Source organism: Variovorax sp. 3319 (assembly GCF_031456585.1).
GTDB classification, from domain to species: Bacteria; Pseudomonadota; Gammaproteobacteria; order Burkholderiales; family Burkholderiaceae_C; genus Variovorax; species Variovorax paradoxus_P.
Genome location: NZ_JAVDUZ010000001.1, coordinates 15,945 through 32,888, shown reverse-complemented (window position 1 = coordinate 32,888; position 16,944 = coordinate 15,945). Strand labels below are relative to the sequence as shown.

General features: G+C 65.4%; 15 protein-coding genes and 4 tRNA genes. 17 read left to right on the top strand and 2 right to left on the bottom strand.

What is annotated here, in order from left to right; all coding sequences use genetic code 11:
- Nucleotides 1–82 precede the first annotated feature (82 nt).
- The 4 genes from J2X67_RS00180 (at nt 83) to paoC (ending at nt 5,047) form a co-directional block, all read left to right on the top strand.
- Nucleotides 83–1,024 (top strand): AraC family transcriptional regulator, encoded by a 942-nt coding sequence (locus J2X67_RS00180; protein WP_309949448.1) that lies wholly within the window; start codon nt 83–85, stop codon nt 1,022–1,024.
- A 197-nt stretch (nt 1,025–1,221) separates the two neighbouring features.
- Nucleotides 1,222–1,881 carry an aldehyde dehydrogenase iron-sulfur subunit PaoA gene (gene paoA / locus J2X67_RS00175; RefSeq protein ID WP_309949446.1) on the top strand — a complete coding sequence of 220 codons (660 nt, stop codon included), beginning with the start codon at nt 1,222–1,224 and terminating at the stop codon, nt 1,879–1,881.
- Nucleotides 1,878–2,828, top strand: a complete 951-nt coding sequence (locus tag J2X67_RS00170) for a xanthine dehydrogenase family protein subunit M (RefSeq protein WP_309949444.1) — start codon at nt 1,878–1,880, stop codon at nt 2,826–2,828. Before paoA ends, J2X67_RS00170 begins: the two co-directional genes overlap by 4 nt.
- A 5-nt stretch (nt 2,829–2,833) precedes the next feature.
- Nucleotides 2,834–5,047, top strand: coding sequence for an aldehyde oxidoreductase molybdenum-binding subunit PaoC (gene paoC, locus J2X67_RS00165; protein ID WP_309949442.1), 2,214 nt, complete (start codon nt 2,834–2,836; stop codon nt 5,045–5,047).
- A gap of 23 nt (nt 5,048–5,070) precedes the next feature.
- On the opposite strand, the gene J2X67_RS00160 is transcribed toward paoC, so the two are convergent.
- Nucleotides 5,071–5,457: a hypothetical protein gene (locus J2X67_RS00160; protein WP_309949440.1), complete on the bottom strand. Its 387-nt coding sequence runs from the start codon at nt 5,455–5,457 to the stop codon at nt 5,071–5,073.
- 545 nt (nt 5,458–6,002) lie between these two features.
- Here J2X67_RS00160 and J2X67_RS00155 point away from each other — a divergent pair.
- The 10 genes from J2X67_RS00155 to J2X67_RS00110 all read left to right on the top strand — a co-directional run bounded on the left by J2X67_RS00155 (nt 6,003) and on the right by J2X67_RS00110 (nt 11,340).
- Nucleotides 6,003–6,079, top strand: a tRNA-Gly gene (locus tag J2X67_RS00155).
- Nucleotides 6,080–6,237: 158 nt separating this feature from the next.
- Nucleotides 6,238–6,313: transfer RNA gene (locus J2X67_RS00150), tRNA-Asp, on the top strand.
- A gap of 56 nt (nt 6,314–6,369) precedes the next feature.
- A tRNA-Arg gene (locus J2X67_RS00145) sits at nt 6,370–6,447 on the top strand.
- 102 nt (nt 6,448–6,549) lie between these two features.
- Entirely contained in the window at nt 6,550–6,750 is a 201-nt protein-coding gene (locus J2X67_RS00140) for a short-chain dehydrogenase (protein WP_309949439.1), read from the top strand.
- A 52-nt stretch (nt 6,751–6,802) separates the two neighbouring features.
- Nucleotides 6,803–6,877, top strand: a tRNA-Asp gene (locus J2X67_RS00135).
- A gap of 69 nt (nt 6,878–6,946) precedes the next feature.
- Nucleotides 6,947–7,510 carry an HNH endonuclease gene (locus J2X67_RS00130; protein ID WP_309949437.1) on the top strand — a complete coding sequence of 188 codons (564 nt, stop codon included), beginning with the start codon at nt 6,947–6,949 and terminating at the stop codon, nt 7,508–7,510.
- 239 nt (nt 7,511–7,749) lie between these two features.
- A complete protein-coding gene (locus tag J2X67_RS00125) occupies nt 7,750–8,430 on the top strand; it encodes a Crp/Fnr family transcriptional regulator (protein WP_258504151.1) in 681 nt (226 codons plus the stop codon).
- Nucleotides 8,431–8,591: 161 nt separating this feature from the next.
- On the top strand, nt 8,592–10,223 hold the full coding sequence (locus tag J2X67_RS00120) for a tannase/feruloyl esterase family alpha/beta hydrolase (RefSeq protein ID WP_309949436.1): 1,632 nt from the start codon (nt 8,592–8,594) through the stop codon (nt 10,221–10,223).
- Nucleotides 10,224–10,291: 68 nt separating this feature from the next.
- A complete protein-coding gene (locus tag J2X67_RS00115) occupies nt 10,292–10,582 on the top strand; it encodes a DUF1330 domain-containing protein (protein WP_309949435.1) in 291 nt (96 codons plus the stop codon).
- 8 nt (nt 10,583–10,590) lie between these two features.
- Nucleotides 10,591–11,340, top strand: a complete 750-nt coding sequence (locus J2X67_RS00110) for a response regulator transcription factor (RefSeq protein WP_309949434.1) — start codon at nt 10,591–10,593, stop codon at nt 11,338–11,340.
- A gap of 116 nt (nt 11,341–11,456) precedes the next feature.
- Here the strand turns inward: J2X67_RS00110 and oxlT are convergent, their stop codons facing one another.
- A complete protein-coding gene (oxlT, locus tag J2X67_RS00105; RefSeq protein ID WP_309949432.1) occupies nt 11,457–12,809 on the bottom strand; it encodes an oxalate/formate MFS antiporter in 1,353 nt (450 codons plus the stop codon).
- Nucleotides 12,810–13,034: 225 nt separating this feature from the next.
- Here oxlT and J2X67_RS00100 point away from each other — a divergent pair, with 225 nt between their 5' ends.
- From J2X67_RS00100 to J2X67_RS00090, 3 genes are all read left to right on the top strand, one after another.
- The gene (locus J2X67_RS00100; protein WP_309949430.1) at nt 13,035–14,861 is read left to right on the top strand and encodes a histidine kinase; all 1,827 of its coding nucleotides are present in this window, start codon (nt 13,035–13,037) and stop codon (nt 14,859–14,861) included.
- Between the two features lie 175 nt (nt 14,862–15,036).
- Nucleotides 15,037–15,849, top strand: a complete 813-nt coding sequence (locus J2X67_RS00095; protein ID WP_309949429.1) for a methyltransferase domain-containing protein — start codon at nt 15,037–15,039, stop codon at nt 15,847–15,849.
- Between the two features lie 128 nt (nt 15,850–15,977).
- On the top strand, nt 15,978–16,799 hold the full coding sequence (locus J2X67_RS00090; RefSeq protein ID WP_309949427.1) for an alpha/beta hydrolase: 822 nt from the start codon (nt 15,978–15,980) through the stop codon (nt 16,797–16,799).
- Nucleotides 16,800–16,944 lie beyond the last annotated feature (145 nt).

The window sequence follows — 16,944 nt, the reverse complement described above, 5'->3', positions numbered from 1 at the left end:
GCCTGATCCTCTCGCGCCGCAGTTCTTTTGCGGATGAAGCTTCGCCCGGGCGGTAGAGTGTTCCGCAGAAGGCTCCAGCAAGATGGCACCCAAACCCCACGACACGGCCGCCCTGCCCGTTCCGCCGCAGGAGGCAATGGCCCGCATCATCGGCGCGCGCACCGCGGGCTCTGGCGACTTCGAAACGCCCATTGCAGGCCTCGGCTTCTTCAGGCGCGACGCCCCGGCGCCGCCGATGGTGTGCATGGTCGAGCCGAGCATCGTGCTTGTCGCGCAAGGCGCAAAGCAGATGTGGGTGGGTGGTGACGCCTATCCGTACGACACATCGCGTTTTCTCGTCACCTCGCTCGATGTGCCCGCCAATTCAGAAGTGCTGGCGGCAAGCCCCGAGCGCCCCTGCCTCGGCCTGGTGCTGAAGCTGGATGTGCGGGTGCTGGCCGAGCTGGTTGCACAGGGCGGCCTGCCGCCGAATCGCGATCGTTCGCCGGGCGTGGGCGTGGGCATCGGCTCGGCAACACCCGCGCTGCTGGCGCCGATTGGCCGCCTGCTGGAACTGCTGGACGAACCCGCGGCCATTCCTGTACTCGCGCCGCTGATCCACCGCGAGATTCACTACCGGCTGCTGCTGAGCGACCAGGCACCCAAGCTGCGGCAGATTGCCTCGGTCGACGGGCAAGGCTACCGGATTGCAAGAGCCATCGATTGGCTGAAGCTCAACTACGCCTCGCCGCTTCGCATCGACGAGCTCGCGGGCCGCGTGCAAATGAGTACGCCGACGTTTCATCACCATTTTCGCCAGCTCACTGCAATGAGCCCGCTGCAGTACCAGAAGTGGCTGCGCCTGAACGAAGCCAAGCGGCTGATGCTGAGCGAGCACACCGACGCGGCGAGCGCCGCATTCAGGGTTGGCTACGAAAGCCCCTCGCAATTCAGCCGCGAATACAGCCGGCTGTTCGGCGCCCCGCCCAAGCGGGACATCGAGGTGCTGCGAGGTGCCGAGCACAGCGGATCAGGCAAGAAATGAAGCGGATTGCTCTATCGAATCCCGCGCGCGGCCTCTAAAAATGGTGATCCGGCCTTGCCTTTCGGGCTGAGGACTTTTGGCTGTCGGGGAACCCATCCGGCAACAAAGAGCCCGTCTCCTATTGCCATTGCCGATGGCTCGCGATATCAGCGGTGATCGCCCGAAGAACCCACGAACCTCGAACAACAGGAGCTGACATGGACAGTGCCACGACCCCCTTGATCTCGCGACGAGACGCGCTCATTGTCGGCGCCGCAACTGCCGCCACCGCCGCGGCGGTCTCGTCTTCATCCCCTGCTTCTGCGGCACCCGCTGCGCCCACGGCTTCTGGGGCAGGCGCAGTGCCGCGCGCAAAGCTGACGCTGAACGTCAACGGCAAAGCCCACTCGCTCGAACTCGACACGCGCACCACGCTGCTCGACGCGCTGCGTGAGCACCTGCACCTGACGGGCACCAAGAAGGGCTGCGACCACGGCCAGTGCGGCGCGTGCACGGTCATTGCCGATGGAAGACGCATCAACTCCTGCCTGACGCTGGCCGTCATGCACGACGGAGGGCAGGTCACCACCATCGAAGGGCTTGGCACTCCGCAGAACATGCATCCGCTGCAGGCGGCATTCGTCAAGCACGACGGCTACCAGTGCGGCTACTGCACGCCGGGCCAGATCTGCTCGGCCGTCGGCGTGATCGACGAGGTGAAGCGCGGTGTTCCGAGCCATGTGAGCGCCGACCTGATCGCACGCCCCATCCTGTCGGCAGACGAGCTGCGCGAGCGCATGAGCGGCAACATCTGCCGCTGCGGCGCGTACTCCAACATCGTCGAGGCCATTACCGAAGTGGCGGGGAGCAGGGCATGAAGCCATTCACTTACGAGAAGGCACAGTCTCCGGCCGAGGCCGCCGCCGCCGTGGCCCGCAGCCCGGGTGCCAAGTTCATTGCGGGCGGCACCAACCTGCTCGACCTGATGAAGCTGCAGATCGAAGCGCCGCCGCACCTGGTCGACGTGAACGGTCTTGCGCTCGACAAGATCGAGCCCACGGCCGAGGGCGGCTTGCGTGTTGGCGCGCTAGTGCGCAACACCGACCTGGCAGCCGACGAGCGCGTGCGGCGCGACTACGGCGTGCTCTCGCGCGCGCTGCTGGCAGGCGCTTCCGGCCAATTGCGCAACAAGGCAACGACGGCCGGCAACCTGCTGCAGCGCACGCGCTGCCCCTACTTCTACGACACCGACCAGCCGTGCAACAAGCGCCAGCCCGGCAGCGGTTGCAGCGCCATTGGCGGCATCACGCGGCAGCATGCGGTGATCGGCACGAGCAAGGCCTGCATCGCAACGCATCCGAGCGACATGGCGGTGGCCATGCGCGTGCTCGACGCGGCGGTTGAAACGGTGCGCCCCGACGGCCGCACGCGCGTGATCCCGATTGCCGACTTTCACCGGCTGCCGGGCGACACGCCGCACATCGAAACGGTGCTGGAAAAAGACGAGCTGATCACCAGTGTCACGCTCCCCAAGCCCATCGGCGGCACCCAGGTGTACCGCAAGGTGCGCGACCGGGCCTCCTATGCCTTCGCGCTCGTTTCCGTGGCGGCCGTCGTGCAGCGCGATGGCTCGGGCCGCGTGGCCCTGGGCGGCGTGGCGCACAAGCCATGGCGCCTGGAGGCCGCCGAGACCGCGATGCCCCAGGGCGCCAAGGCGGTGACCGCGCAACTGCTGGCCGGCGCGCAGCCGACCCACGACAACGCATTCAAGTTGCCATTGGCCGAGCGCGCGCTGGCTGCGGCGCTGGTGCAAGCGAGGAGCTGACCATCATGAAATTCGACACACCCGCCACCACCAACCCCATCGACCAGCTCAAGATCATCGGCAAGGCGACGGACCGGATCGATGGCCCCGTCAAGACCACCGGCTCGGCGCGCTATGCCTACGAACGCAACACCGAAGTACCCAACGCCGCCTATGGGTACGTGGTGGGCGCCGGCATTGCAAAAGGCCGCATCGCCTCGATGGACCTGACCGCCGCCCGCGCAGCTCCCGGCGTGCTGGCAATCGTCACCGCGCGCAACGCAGGCAAGCTCGGCAAGGGCGACTTCAATACCGCCAAGCTCCTGGGCGGACCCGAGATCGACCACTACCACCAGGCGGTCGCAGTGGTCGTGGCCAACACCTTCGAGCAGGCGCGTGCCGCGGCGCAGCTGGTGCGCGTCGAGTACACGCGAACAGCGGGCCGCTTCGACCTGTCGGCAGAAATGAGCGGGGCGCAACTGCCCAAGCCCAACCCGTTTTCCGGCGAGCCTGAAACGAAGACCGGAGATTTTCCCGGCGCGTTCGCATCGGCACCGGTCCAGCTCGATGCGACCTACACCACGCCCGACGAGTCGCACGCAATGATGGAGCCGCATGCTTCCATTGCGCAGTGGAAGGGCGACAAGCTCACCATCTGGACATCGAACCAGATGATCGCCTGGGGCGTCGGCGACGTCGCCAAGACACTCGGCATTCCGAAGGCGAACGTGCGCCTCGTGTCGCCTTTTGTCGGCGGGGGTTTTGGCGGCAAGCTGTTCGTGCGTGCGGATGCGCTGCTTGCCGCATTGGGCGCGCGCGCGGCCAAGCGGCCCGTGAAGGTGGCGCTGCAACGGCCGCTGATGATGAACAACACCACGCACCGGCCCGCAACCATCCAGCGCATTCGCATCGGCGCCGCAAAGGACGGCAAGATCACAGCCATTGCGCATGAGGGCTGGTCCGGCGACCTGCCCGGCGGCCAGGCCGAGACGGCGGTCAACCAGACGCGGCTGCTCTATGCGGGCGCCAACCGGCTGACGACCACGCGGCTTGCCGTGCTCGACCTGCCGGAGGGCAACGCCATGCGCGCACCCGGCGAAGCGCCGGGCCTGATGGCGCTGGAGATCGCGATGGACGAAATGGCCGAGAAGCTCGGCATCGACCCCGTCGAGTTTCGCGTGCTGAACGACACCCAGGTCGATCCGGAAAAGCCGGAGCGCCCTTATTCGCAGCGCAAGCTGATCGAGTGCCTGCGCACGGGTGCGGAGCGCTTCGGATGGAACAAGCGCAACGCCACGCCGGGCCGCCAGCGCGAGGGCCGCTGGCTCGTGGGAATGGGCGTTGCCGCGGCGTTCCGCAACAACCTGCTGACGAAATCGGCCGCGCGGGTGCGCCTGGACAACCGCGGCATGGTCACCGTGGAAACCGACATGACCGACATCGGCACCGGCTCGTACACCATCATTGCGCAAACGGCTGCAGAAACGATGGGCGTAACGCTTGACAAGGTTCAGGTGCGCCTGGGCGACTCGGCCTATCCTGTTTCGGCCGGCTCGGGCGGGCAATGGGGAGCCAACAACTCGACATCGGGCGTTTATGCGGCGTGCATGAAGCTGCGCGAAGCCGTTGCAAGCAAGCTGGGCTTTGCATCTGCGGCGGGCGTGGAATTTTCGGATGGCATGGTGCGCTCCGGAGAGCGCGTGGCGCCCATCGCAGAAGCGGCAGGCGCGAACGGCCTGGTGGCGGAAGACGGCATCGAGTACGGAGACCTCGACAAGAAGTACCAGCAGTCGACCTTCGGCGCGCACTTCGTGGAGGTTGGCGTCGATGCGGCCACGGGCGAGATACGCGTCAGGCGCATGCTGGCCGTGTGCGCGGCGGGCCGCATTCTCAACCCCAAGTCGGCGCGCAGCCAGGTGATCGGCGCCATGACGATGGGCGTTGGAGGCGCCTTGATGGAAGAGTTGGCGCTCGACAAGAGGCACGGGTTTTTCGTCAACCACGACCTGGCGGGCTACGAGGTGCCGGTGCACGCCGACATTCCGCACCAGGAAGTGATCTTCCTCGACGAGACCGACCCGATCTCGTCGCCGATGAAGGCCAAGGGCGTGGGCGAACTCGGCATGTGCGGCGTTGCGGCAGCGGTGGCCAATGCCGTCTACAACGCCACGGGCGCCCGGGTGCGCAACTATCCGATCACGCTCGACAAATTGCTGGACCGCCTGCCACCGGTGGCCTGAGCCGGCCTGCGGCACTTGCAAATCTACCGGGGGCTTTTGCCCTCCGGAGGATTCGAGTGCTCCAGCAAGATGGTGCGCAGCGCGCGCTTGCCACGCGCGTTTTGCGCCCTGTAGGCCTGGCGTGCCAGTTCCACGAACCGCTCCTCCCCCCGGTCTGGCAAAGGCTCGGCGGCTTGGGGCGCATCGAGCCAGAGCGGAGCCTTCTCGCAGTGCGACTCGATCTGCCGGGCCAGCTTGTCGGAGATCACCCGGCCCTTTTTGATCTGGCTCCACATGCTGGCCGAGATCTGCAGCTTCTGTGCAAACTTGGCCGCCAGGCCGAGCGGCTCCGCTCCGTTGGCCGCATGCTCCGCAACGAACTCGCCGAACAGAAGCAGGACGTTGTTGCGGCGAATAGCTGGAAGGGACATGCTTGACGAGAAAAAAACACAACACTCAAAAAAAGTGTTGCGCGAATTAGTAAACCGAGTTTACAGTACATCCCATCGACGAAATTGCTTCGTCCCCGTTTCATCCGCAACAACCCACTTCGAATCGTCGAGAACTTCGCCAGGCACTGGAAACCATCGTGAAAGCAAACATGACCTCACTGAACAACCGACCGGCATCGGGCCGGACGTTCGTGCGCGTCTCGTTTCGCGACGGTCGCAGCCTGTCGGCGTCCAACATGCATTCGCAGCTGAACTCCCTTCCCGCAACGCCAGCCACCTTGTGGCTCGGACAGCAATACGAGGATCAGCCGCACCCGGGTGGAGGTAGCGCGTAGGCGCATACCTTCCAAGCTCTCTCACCAGAGGCCCGGATTCCGAAATGGATTCCGGGCCTTTTTGTTTTTTTTTCTCACCACCTACCGCGAATGGCACCTGTTGCCGGCCGCCGCTGCAGTGATCGCGCTGCCGTGAATTCACCCGCCTGGCGGCGCCGGTGAATGCTCTTTAAAAATTTGCAAGTACATGCAGCCGTAGCTCAGTCAGGTAGAGCGCAACGTCGCCAACGTTGAGGCCGAGGGATCGAAGCCCTCCTGCTGCTCCATTTCGGGTGTGCCTTTGCAGCACCTCCAGAGGCCAACCGCGCCGGCGGCCTGGAGGGATGTGCACGGTCTGGACCCAACCATGTGCAGCGATGCCGACGTGGGCGCGCAAGCGCTCGAATCGCGTGAAGACACAACCGAAATGGAATGCCCCGACTTCGATCCGTTAACTCAGTGGCCAGAGTGCCTCCCTGTCCAGGAGGAAGCCAGGGGTTCGACTCCCCTACGGATCGCCATCTCCTCAGCGTTCGACTCGCCTGGCATCGAGCGACATCATCCATTCATTTTTCTTCCCGCGTTAGCTCAACTGGATCAGAGCACCGGCCTACGAAGCCGGGGGTTGCACGTTCGAATCGTGTGCGTGGGGCCATACACCTGGAGTGCGAGCAGCCACTCAACATTTGACGTCACCCGCCGATATACAGAGAGAGATCATTCACGACCGCCGAGCGCGACCAACAGGAGGACATCCATGCGACTCACCACCAGCCACCGCCGGCCGGCGAACAGCATCTTGGTGTCCGGGCCCAGGCCTCGCAACACGCTTGTGCAGGCGGTCACCCGCAGCTTCGGTGCGATGAGCGGGCAGCGCCAACGGGAGGCCGAGCGCGCACGCGAGCGCTTCGAGAAGCTCGACTTCGACCAGCGCGTGCGCGAAATCGGCGAGTGGTAGCAGCCGCGGCAATGCTGCCGCCGCCCACTCGATCGAACACATTCTTTTTTCCTCGGTAGCTCAGCTGGTAGCAGCGTTGCACTGTCAATGCGCGAGGTCGCTGGGGCGGATCCAGCCGGCCGGTCCAACAAACACTTAACAGGAGATTCCCCGCTAAAAGAAAAAGCGCGCTCGGCCATGAAAGGAGGCCGTCATCATGAAACCCCAAGTTCTTCAGCTCGATATCCAGGGAACGCCGCAGGCCTGGATTTCGCTTGAGCATGCTGCTGCCCACTACGCAACGGACTCCGTTGTGTGGGAGGACGGCGCGGGCCCGCTGGCGACGATGCGCGGTGGCTTCAGCGTGGCGCGGGGCGTGCAATCACGGCTCGAAATTTCTCCGATCATCGCGCTCAAGGGCTGCGCGAAGGTGAACCTGTTCGACCACACGCCGGCCTTCAGCCGGCGCAAGCTCTTCGTGCGCGACCGCTTCACCTGCGCCTACTGTGCGCAGCACTTTCGCGAGCAGGATCTCACGTGCGAGCACATCCTTCCCATCAGCCGCGGCGGTGGCTGGACCTGGATGAACCTGGTCGCGGCCTGCCGCGCCTGCAACTCGGAGAAGGCCGACCGCCTGCCCGAGGAAGCCGGCATGAAGCTGGTCTACCTGCCGTACGTGCCAAGCCGCTGGGAAGACTTTCTCCTGGAAGGCCGTAACGTACGAGCCGACGTGCACGAATGGCTCGCGAGCCGCCTGCCAAAGGGCTCGAGGCTGAACTGAACGACCAAGGGGCGCTCCGTGAGGGGCGCCCCTTTTTCTTTTCGCGCCATCCGAAGCGCTTCGCCGGCTCTCCTCTCAGGGTTTGTCCCAGCGGTGCAAAGGCGTAAATGTCGTCCACGCTACAAACTCGGCAAGCCAGCGCCCATAGGATTCGGCAGCTGAAGGAATTTGCAATGAGAGCTCGACCCGCTTCGTTCCTTGCCCACGCCGATATCGCTCTGCTGGCGCGGTGGTAACGCATGCTGCCAGCCAAGGAACTGAATGCATTCTTCGAGCGGTGCATCTGGCCGCGCGCGCTGACGCAGGCAGAGCGAACGAAGGCTTTCGAGGCCCTGTACGTCCGTCACCATGAAGCCCACTCCTATGTGTGCCAGCGCGACGAAATTGCCGACAGCTGGATTGGCGTGCTCGAAGGCTTTCTTCGTGTGCAGGACACCACGGTGGACGGCCGCCTGATCATGTTCACAGGGGTCGCGGCCAGCGGATGGATCGGCGAAGGGTCGCTGCTGAAGCCGGAGCACCGCAGGTACGAGGTCATGGCAACGCGGCCGACGATCACCGTCCACCTGCCGAGAGCCACGTTCTCATGGCTGCTCGACCGGAGCATTCCGTTCAACCACTTCATGCTTTCGCACCTGAACGAACGTCTCGGGCAGTTCATTGCCATGGTGAAGTTCGACCGGCTGCTCGAGCCGACCGCGCGCGTGGCGCGTGGAATCTCCAGCCTCTTTCATCCGGTGCTCTATCCGAACACCGATTCCACGCTGCGAATCAACCAGGAGGAGATCGGGTTGCTCGTGGGCATCTCGCGGCAGCGCGTCAACATTGCGCTGACCGAACTCGAAACCGCGGGCCTCATCCAGCGGGGCTACGGCTACATCACCGTAATGGACCGGCAGGCGCTTGCACGGTATCCCTGACGCAAATCTCGCGCATCGGGGCGGAGGGTTTTTCCTTAGAAATTAGCGGCTCGAATGTCCGTCCCGGAACAGTTGCCCAAGTTCTCGCCTTTCAGAATCTGGTGGGCATCGCTCAATTCCGATGCGGTGCGCAGGCTGAAAACTGACAAAGGAATAGAGACATGCACTTCTTATCCTCAAAGGCCTTGTTGCCTCGCGCAAAGCTCCATGCTGCTGCTGTCAGCGTGGCCCTGCTGGCGGCTTGCGGCGGCGGCTCGGGCAACGGCAACGGCGCGGTCTTCTTGCCGCTCCCCGCCCCTCCAGCCGCGCCACCCGCAAGCCCTCCACCTGCCCCGGCTGTTTCCGCTCAAAAGGCCTGCGGCGACCTGAACGGAAAAACCGTTGCGGGCGCCACCCTGACGGCTGCCATGGAGCCCGCATCGGCACCCACTCCTGTGTACTGCAAGGTCACCGGCACGATAGCGCCTTCGCTCAACTTCCAGATATCCCTGCCCGGGGCGTGGAACGGCAAGCTCTACTACCAGGGCGGAGGCGGCTACAACGGCGCCATCACGCCGCCCGGCGCACCGGCACTCAACCAGGGCTACGCGGTGGTTGCCAGCGACTCCGGCCACCAGGACAACGCATTGAGCGCGAACTTTGCGTTGACCGACACCTTTGCCGCGCAATTGTTCGGCAGCCTCTCGGTACCCACGGTGATGTCGACCGCGACTGAAACCCTGGCGACCGCCTACGGGGCCTTGCCCGCAAAGTCGTATTTCGAGGGCTGCTCGAACGGCGGACGGGAAGCACTGATGGCGGTGCAGCGTTCACCCAACCTCTTCGACGGCGTCATTGCGCGCGCACCCGCCTACAACTGGGTCGGCTTCATGGGGGCCTTCAACCGCAACTCGCGGGCGCTTGCCGCGCCTGGCGGGGCGTTCAGCGCCGCGAAGACGGCCCTTTTGAGCAAGCATGTGCGCGACGCCTGCGACGGGCTCGACGGCGTTGCGGACGGCGTAGTGTCGAACCAGGCCGCATGCACGCCGGCAGTGGCCAACGTTGCGGCGCTGCGCTGCGCCGGCGGAGCCGATACAGGTGACACCTGCCTGTCGGACGCACAGCTGGACGTGGTCACATCATGGACCACCGCGGCCACGTTCACGGGCAGCACCACCTTCCGCAACGCGGGGTGGAACCTGACAGGCAACGAAGACGACCCGGGTGCCTGGCGCACCTGGCTCACGGGCGACGGCAATGTCGCCATGGCGCTGCAGTTCCTGTTCCAGGACACGACCGTCAAGAACTACCTTGCGCGCGACAGCAGCGCCGACTCGCTGGCCTACACGCCCTGGGACCAGAACCAGAACGCACTCTATGCCATGGCCGCGCTCAACGACGCAACCAACACGGACATCCGTCCGTTCATCAACAGCGGCGGCAAGCTGATCTTGTGGCACGGCGGAAACGACGCCGCTCTCAGCGCGAAATCGACTGTCGAGTACTACGGCAACATGCGAACCTCTGTCGGCGCCGCGGCGGCCGATGCGTCCACGCGCTTCTACATTGCGCCGGGGGTCAACCACTGCGCCGGCGGGCCGGGCGCCGATACGGCAGACCTGCTGACAGCGCTCGACCAATGGGTAACCAAAAGCGCGGCACCCGCCACGCTGGTTGCGGAGAAGCGCGATACCGATGGATCGGTTCTGCTCAGCCGGCCCCTGTGCCAATACCCGCAGTATCCACGGTACACCGGTCCGGCCAACGATGCCGCGGCGTCCAGGTTGGCGGCCAATTACGCGTGCACATCCTGAGTTGCAAACCCGAGCGGTGATGCGGCGGGCAAGCTATATTGCTTGCTCTGCAACTGAGAGAAATCACCATGGCAAAAGCCTATTGGGTCAGCGCGTACCGTGCCGTCAACGATGCCGACAAACTCGCGGCCTACGCAAAACTCGCCGGCCCCGCAATCGCTGCGGGCGGCGGTCGTTTTCTGGCGCGGGGCCTGCCCGCGCAGGTCTATGAATTCGGCTTGCAAGAGCGTACCGTGCTGATCGAATTCGACAGCGTCGAGCAGGCCCGCGCCGTGCATGACAGCCCCGACTACCAGGCCGCGCTCGAAGCGCTGGGCGACGGCGCCGAGCGGGATCTGCGGATCGTCGAAGGCGTCTGAGCCCCGCCATGAGCACCATTGCCGAGCCGTCGGCGCCCGCGCCGCATGCGGCGCAGCGCATTCGCGTGCTGATTGCCGACGACCAGGCACTCATCCGCCGCGGCATGGCCATGCTGCTCGATGCCGCGCCGGACATCGAAGTGGTCGGCCAGGCCGCCGACGGCATCGAAGCCGTGGAGCTGGCCCGCCGCCTGCTGCCCGACGTGGTGCTGATGGACCTGCACATGCCGCGCAAGGGCGGTGTGCTGGCCACGCGCGAGATCTCGGCCGCGCTGCCGCATACGCGCGTCATGGTGCTGACCACCTTCGACCGCGACGACCTCGTCTTCGACGCGGTGCGTGCCGGCGCGCAGGCCTACCTGCTCAAGGACGCATCGGAAGAAGAAGTGCTGGACACCGTGCGGGCGGTGCATCGCGGCGAGTCGCGGCTCACGCCGCAAATCGCCCGCAAGGTAATGGACCAGTTCCGGCTGCTGGCCGACCGCGTTGCGCAAGAGCAGCCACCCGCGCCAGACCTGCGTGCCGAGCCGCAAGCCACCGCGCCCGGCGAGTTGTCGCAGCCTGACGCCACGACCAAGCCGCTCACCGACCGCGAGGCCGCGGTGCTCGAGCTGATCGCCAAGGGCTACGGCAACCGGCAGATTGCCGCGGCGCTCAACCTGGCCGAGGGAACGGCAAAGAACCACGTCAGCCGGATCATGCAAAAGCTCCACGCCAATACCCGCACCGAGCTGGCGGTGCTGGTGCTCAAGAAATAGCGCGCTGCGCCCGGCGCGCCTTGCGCGCCTTCTGAACTACCCAAATGCAAAATGCACCCGGTGGCCCGGCAGAGCCGGTTCCACGGGTGCATTGAAAAAACGGAAGCGGGTGCCGGTCAGGCCGTGCGGCCTGCGGACGCAAGGCCGCCCGGCATCGCAAGGTCAGGCGCCGGCGAAGGCGCATGCGATGCGGCAATATTGCTGGCGGTGTGCCTTGCCAGCATCGGCCGCAGTGCAACGATTGCAAGGAACGCTGCGAACAGGTCGAGGCCCGCCACGGTGTAGAGCACGGTCGACCAGGTGCCGGTGGCTTCCATCATCAGGTTGCCGAGCGGCACGAACAGCGCGCCGATGCCCTTGGCGCAGTACAGCACGCCATAGATCTTGCCGATGTGCTTGGTGCCGAAGGCATCGCCCGCGAGTGCGGAGAACAGCGAATACACCTCGCCCCAGGCCAGGAACACCACGCCCGACAGGATCAGGAAGGCCCACGGGTTGTGGCCGAAATAGCCCAGCGCGATGATGCCGATGCCTTCCAGCGTGAAGGCGATCACCATCGTCTTCTCGCGGCCGATGTGGTCGGAGATCCAGCCGAACATCGGGCGCGAGACGCCGTTCATGACGCGGTCGAGCATCAGCGCGAGCGGCAGTGCGGCCATGGTCACAAAGTACAGGTCGACCTTGAAGTTCTTCACGCCCAGGTCCTGCGCAATCACGCCCAGTTGCGCCACGGCCATCATGCCGCCGGTAACCACGCACGAGAACATCACGATCATCAGCCAGAACAGCGGGGTGCGAAGCGCTTCGCCCAGCGTGTAGTCGCGACGGCTCTGCGCAACCTTGGTCGATCCGCGTACCTCGTTGCCCTTTGGCGGACGCAGGAACCAGGCCGCGGCAAAGGCCAGCGAACCCTGCAGCAGGCCGAAGAACAGGAAAGCCTGCTGGAAGCCCGACGATTCGATCATCGCGGCAATCGGCAGGATGGTGGCAGCCGAACCGGCGCCATAGCCGCCGGCCGTGAGGCCTACTGCCAGGCCTCGGCGGTCGGGGAACCACTTGAGCGCGTTGTTGATGCAGGTGGCATAGATCGAGCCCACGCCAATACCGCCGACGGCCGCGCCAATGTAGAAGCCCATCAGCGTGGTGGCCTGCGAGTTGATGAACCAGGCCGCGCCGATGAACAGCGCGCCAAAGGCCACGATCAGCCGCGGCCCGAACTTGTCGATGAAGTAGCCCTCGATGGGTGCGAGCCAGGTCTGCACCAGCACGAAGATGGTGAACGCGACCTGGATCGACGCACGCTCCCAGCCGAACTTGCCCTGGATTTCCGGCACGAACAAGGTCCATGCGTACTGGATGTTGGCCGTGGCAATCATGCAGACGATGCCGACCGCCAGTTGCAGCCAGCGGTTGTCGATCAATCGCGGCGGCGCGCCGGATGAGATGTATGTCGGGGAAGTGGGGTTCATTCGCTTCGTCTCCATTCGTTGTCGCGCCGATCGCGTCGCGGCACGTTGCAGGGGTTGGGATTCAGTCGCGCTGGGGGCACGGATCGCGATGGGTGCAACTGTTGCCGCAAACCGCCGCCGGCGCGCCTGCCGGAAGTCACGCAGCAAGTCGAGACAAACCCCGAGTGCTCAGGGGAACTACCCATGCCGAAAGTCATGGCTGCCGTTTGCGAGAATCCGCAGCCAATGAACCTCGCACGTCGCATCGACCCACGGCGCTCCATGGCTGCTGCGATCGGCTGGCTGCTGATTGCGCTCACCCTGTGCCTGGCGCTCGTGGCCAACCTGTGGCTGCGCGGCTTCGTGCGTGCAACGCTGCTCGAACAGCACGGCCAGCGGCTCGAAGCCGCGGCCGAGCACGTCAACGCCGAGCTCGACACCGCCCTGCTGCTGCGGCTGCAGGCAGTCAGCGTGGTGGCGGCCATGCTGTCCGAAGACGTGCAGCACAGCGAAGGCGAGCGCCTGAAGCGGTCGCTGCAGGCAGTGCGCCGCGGCGTGCCAGACCTCATCTGGCTGGCCGTGACCGATGCCGACGGCTTCATCGTTGCGGCGACCGACGAGCAGGTGGTGGGCCAGAACGTCAACCAGCACGCATGGATCTCGCAAGGCCTGGACGCCGCGTGGATCGAGGAAGGACGCACCCCCGGCGAACGCTTCCTGAAGCTCACCGCGCCGGTGCGCAATGCCGACGGCGCGATCATCGGCGTGGTTGCCGCCAACCTCAGCTGGAGCTGGGTGGAAAAGATGGTCGCCGAAATCCGCGCCTCACCCGGCGAATGGCTGCTGGTCGACCGCGACGGCATCGTGCGCCACGGACCGAGCGCCCTTCTGGGAAAGCGCTGGCAGGATGTCGGCGACCCGATCACCCCATTCGATCCCGTCGTCGCCGGGCTGGGCAACGATGGCTCCGACCTGCCCACGCGCATCCGCACAAGGCGGCTGCTGGACAACCGGCCCTACCTCATCGCGTCGCCGCCCAATGCGCGCGACGGCACCTTGCGCCGGCTCGGCTGGCAGGCCGTGGTGATCCAGCCGGTCGAATCGGTGGCGGCCTTTGCAACGGCCATCGAATGGCGCATTTCCATCGTGCTGAGCCTGCTGGGCCTGGGCGCAGCCATTGCCGGCATCATCGTGGCACACCGCCTGACACGCCGCGTGAGCGTGATTGCGCATTCGGCGGACGCGGTGCTGGCCGGCAGCGCAACGCGCATCGAGGTGCCGCAAGGGGCCGACGAAGCCGCGCGGCTCGGGAGCGCGCTCGACCGCTTGCTCAACACACTCCAGCGCGAACGCGACGAGCTGCGCCGCCTCAATGCCGAACTGGACGAACGCGTGCGGCAGCGCACCGAAGAAATCAGCCGGCTGGCGCAGGAATCGCGCGCCGCCGAAGTGGTGCGCGAGCGCCTGCGCCTGGCGCGCGGGCTGCACGACACGCTGGCGCACTCCATGATGGCAATGCTCACCGAGATCCGCGTGCTCAAGCACCTGGCATCGAGCCGGCCCGACGCACTGCCGGATGAACTGGTGCGTGCCGAACGCGCGGCGCGCGACGGGCTGGACGAGGCACGCCGCGCCATCGACCAGTTGCGCAGCAACCCGGTGCGCGACATCGGGCTGGGCGCGGCGCTGAGCGAACTGGCCAAGAACCTGAGCGAGCGCTCGGGCATGGCGCTCGATTGCCAGATCGACCCCGCCCTGTTTGCCCTGGCTGCCGAGCCCGCGGCAACCGTGTTTCACATGTGCGAGGAAGTGCTGCGCAACGTTGAACGCCACGCGGGCGCGCGCAGGCTGCTGATTCGCCTGCACTGCGTTGCAACCGACGAAGTGGAGCTGGAGATCGGCGACGACGGCATGGGCTTCGAGCCCAACGCGGGCGCGCCGGGGCACTATGGAATCGTGGGCCTGAGGGAGCAGGCCGAAGCCATTGGTGCCCGGCTGCGCATCGAAAGCCGCCGCGGCGAAGGCACCTGGGTTTCGCTGCGCTGGGCGCAGCCCGGGCAGAGCGCGGGCTAGGCCGGCAAGCGGTTCGCTTCGCCTGCCGCACAAGCGCTCGAAAAAGGCATATGCTTTGCGCCGGGGGTCGTGTTGAGCGGCGGCCACGGCTGGGACGCCCGCATCGAAAAGGGCCTGCGCACGCTCGGTGCCATGGCACGGTCGAAGGGCACCGTTCAGAACTCGAGGAGGTCTCATGGCTGAGAGCGACAAGGTGTTCACGGGCTCCATTCCGAAGTTCTACGACACGCTGATGGTCCCCTTGATTTTCGAGGGCTACGCGGCCGACATGGCGGAGATCGTTGCCGCCTTTTCTCCCGGCTCGGTGCTCGAAACGGCAGCGGGAAGCGGCGTTGTCACACGGGCGCTTGCACCAAGGCTGCGTGCCGAGGCGCGGTACGTGGTAACCGACCTCAACCAGCCCATGCTCGACTATGCCGCCACCCGGCAGGGCGCCGACAGCCGCATCGAATGGCGGCAGGCGGACGCGCTGGGCCTGCCGTTTGCAGACGCTTCCTTCGACGTTGTTTGCTGCCAGTTCGGCGCCATGTTTTTTCCCAGCCGTGTTGCGGGCTACGTCGAGGCGCGCCGCGTGCTGAAGCCGGACGGGCGTTTTGTCTTCAACGTCTGGGACCGCATCGAAGAAAACGCCTTTGCCGACGAGGTTACCCGCGCGGTTGCCACGGTGTTTCCGCAAGACCCTCCCCGGTTTCTTGCCCGCACGCCGCACGGCTACAACGACGTGGCACTGATCCGCGACGACTTGAGCCGCGCAGGGTTCACCAGCATCGAGATTGCAACGCGCGAGAAGGTGAGCCGTTCGTCCTCGGCGCGCGAGGTTGCTACCGCCTATTGCCAGGGAACGCCGCTGCGCAACGAAATCGAGGCGCGTGACGCCACCCTGCTTCAGCTCGCCACAGACCGCGCGGCAGAAGCCATTGCAAGCCGCCACGGACAAGGCCCGGTGGCAGGAAAGATCCAGGCCCATGTGATCGTGGCCGCGGGCTAGCAGAGCCCGACAAACAGACAACGGAGCGTTAAATCGTGCAAGCCAGTTCAACCGGCGATGCGTAGGCTCGTCCACGGCGTGGCAATCGACGCCGCATCCGACATCACCCTTACCAAGGAACGCGATCCATGAGCACCATCACCACCAAGGACGGCACACAAATCTATTACAAGGACTGGGGCAGCGGGCAACCCGTTGTCTTCTCCCACGGCTGGCCGCTGAGTGCGGACGACTGGGACGGCCAGATGCTGTTCTTCCTGCGCCAGGGATACCGCGTGATTGCGCACGACCGCCGCGGGCACGGCCGCTCGAGCCAGGGCTCGACAGGCCACGACATGGACCACTACGCCGACGACCTGGCAGCGCTCACCGAAGCACTCGACCTGCGCGAAGCCATCCACGTGGGCCACTCGACCGGCGGCGGCGAGGTTGCGCGCTACATCAGCCGCCACGGCAGCAAGCGGGTTGCCAAGGCCGTGCTCATCAGCTCGGTGCCGCCTTTGATGGCCAAGACCGCAGCCAACCCCAACGGCGTGCCGATGGAAGTGCTGGACGGCATTCGCGCGGCGGTGGCCGGCAACCGGCCGCAGTTCTTCAAGGACTTCACCCTGCCGTTCTACGGCTTCAACCGCCCGGGTGCCACCGTTTCGGAAGGCATTCGCGAGCACTGGTGGCAGCAAGGAATGATGGGCTCCATCCAGGCGCACTACGACGGTATCAAGGCGTTTTCGGAGACCGACTTCACCGAAGACCTGAAGAAGATCGACGTGCCGGCGCTCGTCATGCACGGCGACGACGACCAGGTGGTGCCCATCGCCATCTCGAGCGAGCTCACCGCCAAGATCATCAAGAACGCCACGCTGAAGGTGTACCCCGGGCTCCCGCACGGCATGTGCGCCACGCACGCCGACCTCATCAACGCCGACCTTCTTGCATTCTTCAAGAGCTGAGGCGGCGGGCGAACCCGGCTGCAGGAGGTGGCCGGCCTCCTACGGTTGTCATCAACCGGGTGCAAAATGTTCAAGAAAGCGCTCAAACCTTCTATCTGCAAACGTTTCGAAAGCGGCAAATAGGCGGTCGCCAACTCCCCTCTCC

Coding starts and splice junctions, on each gene's coding strand:
- J2X67_RS00110 (WP_309949434.1), top strand. CDS start 10,591: ATGAGCACCATTGCCGAGCCGTCGGCGCCCGCGCCGCATGCGGCGCAG.
- J2X67_RS00120 (WP_309949436.1), top strand. CDS start 8,592: ATGCACTTCTTATCCTCAAAGGCCTTGTTGCCTCGCGCAAAGCTCCAT.
- paoC (WP_309949442.1), top strand. CDS start 2,834: ATGAAATTCGACACACCCGCCACCACCAACCCCATCGACCAGCTCAAG.
- J2X67_RS00140 (WP_309949439.1), top strand. CDS start 6,550: ATGCGACTCACCACCAGCCACCGCCGGCCGGCGAACAGCATCTTGGTG.
- J2X67_RS00095 (WP_309949429.1), top strand. CDS start 15,037: ATGGCTGAGAGCGACAAGGTGTTCACGGGCTCCATTCCGAAGTTCTAC.
- oxlT (WP_309949432.1), bottom strand. CDS start 12,809: ATGAACCCCACTTCCCCGACATACATCTCATCCGGCGCGCCGCCGCGA.
- paoA (WP_309949446.1), top strand. CDS start 1,222: ATGGACAGTGCCACGACCCCCTTGATCTCGCGACGAGACGCGCTCATT.
- J2X67_RS00130 (WP_309949437.1), top strand. CDS start 6,947: ATGAAACCCCAAGTTCTTCAGCTCGATATCCAGGGAACGCCGCAGGCC.
- J2X67_RS00180 (WP_309949448.1), top strand. CDS start 83: ATGGCACCCAAACCCCACGACACGGCCGCCCTGCCCGTTCCGCCGCAG.
- J2X67_RS00100 (WP_309949430.1), top strand. CDS start 13,035: ATGAACCTCGCACGTCGCATCGACCCACGGCGCTCCATGGCTGCTGCG.
- J2X67_RS00170 (WP_309949444.1), top strand. CDS start 1,878: ATGAAGCCATTCACTTACGAGAAGGCACAGTCTCCGGCCGAGGCCGCC.
- J2X67_RS00160 (WP_309949440.1), bottom strand. CDS start 5,457: ATGTCCCTTCCAGCTATTCGCCGCAACAACGTCCTGCTTCTGTTCGGC.
- J2X67_RS00115 (WP_309949435.1), top strand. CDS start 10,292: ATGGCAAAAGCCTATTGGGTCAGCGCGTACCGTGCCGTCAACGATGCC.
- J2X67_RS00090 (WP_309949427.1), top strand. CDS start 15,978: ATGAGCACCATCACCACCAAGGACGGCACACAAATCTATTACAAGGAC.
- J2X67_RS00125 (WP_258504151.1), top strand. CDS start 7,750: ATGCTGCCAGCCAAGGAACTGAATGCATTCTTCGAGCGGTGCATCTGG.